Origin of the sequence: Xenorhabdus santafensis (assembly GCF_033949405.1) — a bacterium.
Taxonomy (GTDB): Bacteria; Pseudomonadota; Gammaproteobacteria; order Enterobacterales; family Enterobacteriaceae; genus Xenorhabdus; species Xenorhabdus santafensis.
In genome coordinates this window covers 1-2,445 of the sequence record NZ_VCDN01000135.1, presented here as the reverse complement: position 1 = coordinate 2,445, position 2,445 = coordinate 1, and the positions used below count along the sequence as shown (strand labels likewise).

3 protein-coding genes are annotated in these 2,445 nt (G+C 33.5%); all 3 read right to left on the bottom strand.

Features of this window, described 5'->3' with window-relative positions:
* Nucleotides 1-1,169 precede the first annotated feature (1,169 nt).
* Nucleotides 1,170-1,499, bottom strand: coding sequence for a hypothetical protein (locus FE392_RS19195; RefSeq protein ID WP_319931751.1), 330 nt, complete (start codon nt 1,497-1,499; stop codon nt 1,170-1,172).
* Between the two features lie 234 nt (nt 1,500-1,733).
* A complete protein-coding gene (locus tag FE392_RS19190; protein WP_319931750.1) occupies nt 1,734-1,994 on the bottom strand; it encodes a hypothetical protein in 261 nt (86 codons plus the stop codon).
* A gap of 117 nt (nt 1,995-2,111) precedes the next feature.
* Complete coding sequence (locus FE392_RS19185) at nt 2,112-2,378, bottom strand: helix-turn-helix domain-containing protein (protein WP_319931749.1); 267 nt, start codon at nt 2,376-2,378, stop codon at nt 2,112-2,114.
* Nucleotides 2,379-2,445 lie beyond the last annotated feature (67 nt).

Below are 2,445 nucleotides of genomic sequence, written 5' to 3'. Positions count from 1 at the left end.
ACTTATTATGTGAATGCAAGCTAATTATTTAATGTATCAATTGGCCTTGTATGGTCATTTTTACAATTCACTGAAATCAATTTTATTTATTTGTGAATATTTTTATTTATTGTGCAGCCTGTTTAAACCGTTCTCCTTTCAGCTCAACACCTAGCACGCAACGATTGAGTTTCAACGCAGTTTTTAACTACTTCCCCGGTTTTTATAAAAAATCAACCATCAGGTCAATCAGTTTTTATCGAGGAAATTTGCTCTGGTAATATTGCACGGGCACAAACCAAACATAGGTGTAAGACGCTGCGGCTATCGCCACGAATGAACGGCACATTAAGCCATGTCCCTACCACAATTTGTCACACTGAGCGTGACAGGAGCAAATAATAACCCACCAGCTAAAAATAAGGCGTGTTCAGTCCTCCACGCTAATACCTTTATTTAGCAATACGCTAAAACAATATTTACAATTTTTGGTCTCCAGTTCCGTTGGGTAAGTGCTATTGGTTATTTTTGAAACAATTTCTTGCACAAAGGTATAGTGGATTTTTTGGAAATTATTACCAGACAGGCGCTAGTTTGTAATAGAGGCAAGATATTTTAATCTACAAGAAAAGTATGAATTGATAGAGAAGAACCATTCTGTTACAGATGTGGGCAAAAAGAAACGAATTCCCAAAACCATCAAAGACGAAAGCGGAGTTTTTTGGGATTCACTACTATCTGCAAATTTATAAGGTTTTTCTTTAGGCTTTACAGTCCCCCACCGCTTTATCTGGATTTTTGGGGTATCTCACTTGATTGAACCTAACAATGCCCCCAGAGATCTATGGATTTCAACATACCTTAGTAGACTACGGGAGAATAGAAAAAGGCTAACAATGTGTATTTAGTGGGGTTTTGTGGGCCTACAGGATTCAATATTAACAATTAATTATTTGTTTTTAAATGACTTTATTTAGTTCAATTATCTACCATACCCCCTATAATACCCCCACATTATTTTGTCTCTATTTGCCTGATTTTTATCTGGTTGGCACTGTGGATAGCAGAGTTTTCATTGCAAAAATATCATCAATAGAACCAATATTGTCAAAAATGAAATAATGGTTTCAAAGCGGTCTATCTGTCATTTTATTAAAATAGCAGCTCAACCAAATTTCATTATGATCAAATTACAGCCACCGAGATAACGGTGAATACTCAGCCAAATATTTATCTAAAGATTCACCATTAAGGATTTTAGCCTCAAACAATGGTTTATTTATTTCATTTAAAATCTTAAGATCCTCGTGGCAACCTGTATTTTCAAAAAGAAATAACAATGCTTTATCAATAAATTCAATTTCTCCGGAATTTTTAGCCTCCACAATCAAATGTACAATTCTAGTTTTAATTTCTTTACTTTTAAAGTAATAATTATTTTCGTGTAAATGCTCTTTAACACAGATATCATCTAATTCTTTAGATAAAAACTCAAGGTTTAAATAAAAATAACTACTCATTCCACAATCCAATTATATAATACAAATCAAAACAAATATATTGATTTTGATAATTAACTAAAATTTGATAACCAAATGACACTGCAAGAAAGGTATATCCTGATATAAATTTCCAGTTCCGCTTAAACATATACCAAGAATTCCAAATGCTTCTAAATCGCCTTACATTATCTAATTTTTTAAATAGAACACTTCTTTCATAATCAGATAGATATGAACCTATTATTTTTTTCTTTATGTTTTTTCAGTTTTAGAAAAATTAGATTTATAATTAATGGAAACAAGTTTACCAAAAAAGAACATCAAGCTAAGCAAGAAAGCAATTATTTGAGCGAATTTATTTGGAATTCCCCAGCATCCTATACCAGCTAATAATGACCATTCTGCAATAGAATAATGTTGTAATTTTCCCCACCATCTATTCATGTCTCTAGCGTGAATTTTTATTCCTCGTTTTATTTCTGAGAATGCGGGTGATCTCTGACAGCGTTTCAAAATACACTCCTTGATGATTGATTTTTGAAAAATAACTCAGTGAAAATATATTGCCATGAGTATAAAATTAATCGCTATATATTATTTACCCTCATGGCTTATTTCATTGAAACCAAACTATTCAATAGATACTTTGCGGGCCTTACGCTCAATAGGCTGACCATCATATGAATCAAAATAACGGCTAGGCCAGATTTCTGAAGGGTGTATTCCGAGATAATTCGCAATTATCCATTCACCTTTTGGCCAAGGCCTACTGAGAGTATTGGCTAATGTTGATGAACTTAATCCTGCTTCACGGGAAACAGCCGCTAAGGTAGTACCACGCTTGCGTAATGCAGCAATAATATCAGCTTGATGCCAGTCTTTTTTAATATTATTCATTCCTGCTACCCCTTCCATTAATTAATATTGATGGTGGCGATTCAGACAGGGTTCGCAATACCGGAGA